General features: G+C 55.2%; 1 protein-coding gene. It reads left to right on the top strand.

The window, feature by feature from the left end:
• Positions 1 to 92: 92 nt before the first annotated feature.
• A partial coding sequence (locus B7449_RS13395) for a DDE-type integrase/transposase/recombinase (protein WP_048883695.1) occupies positions 93 to 877 on the top strand: 785 nt, incomplete at its 3' end.

The raw sequence follows: 877 nt of genomic DNA, 5'->3' as shown, positions 1-877 counted from the left end.
TGTCAGGTTGTGAGACGTCATTGGGATGATGTAGGGTGGGCAATACCGCGTTACTCTTCATGGTTTTCTTCCGTTTGCAGGGAGACTGAATGATGCTTCAGATCCATCCACAGGCACGTACGACACCGGCCGTCCGGGCTGACATAGCCCGCTCATCGGAATCGACATCCGTGCTCGCCAGACGCTACGGGATCAGCGAGGAAACTGTCCGCAAGTGGCGCAGGCGTGGTTCAGACGCCTGCCAGGACCGCAGCAGCCGTCCCCGGAAACTGGCCTGGAAAGCCTCGGAGGAAGAGCGCGCCATTGTCTGTCAGCTTCGGCGTTCTACCGGTTTTGGCCTGGATGACCTGACCTTTGTCGTGCGGCATTTCCTGCCGCATCTGAACCGGGACAACATCTGGCGTATTCTGAAAGATGCCGGATTGAACAGGCTGCCTCCTGCTCCAAAGACCGGACCACTTCGGGGACAGGGAACATTCCGGGATTACGATCCCGGTTATGTCCATATTGATGTGAAACATCTGCCCAAATTGCAGACGGCAGATGGAGAACGGCGGAAACGTTTCCTATATGTCGCCATTGATAGATGCTCCCGTTCGGTACATCTGGCCGTCTATGACGCGGAAAATGCCGATAATTCCGTCGATTTCCTCAAAGCTGTCAAAACCGCCTTTCCTTTCCGGATCACCCATATTCTGACCGATCGTGGTTCCTGTTTTACGGCGGATGCCTTCGAAAAAGCCTGTCATGACATGGGAATCGACCGACGCCGGACCAAAGCTTACTCCCCTCAGACCAATGGAATGGTCGAACGCTTCAATGGCCGTGTCGCCACAGAGGTGTTGCCGGTCTGTGTCTCAAGCCATAAGGATCTGGA

Source organism: Komagataeibacter intermedius TF2 (assembly GCF_000964425.1).
GTDB lineage: Bacteria > Pseudomonadota > Alphaproteobacteria > Acetobacterales > Acetobacteraceae > Komagataeibacter > Komagataeibacter intermedius.
The sequence above is the reverse complement of the archived record's forward strand: the minus strand, read 5'-3'. Positions and strand labels throughout refer to the sequence as shown.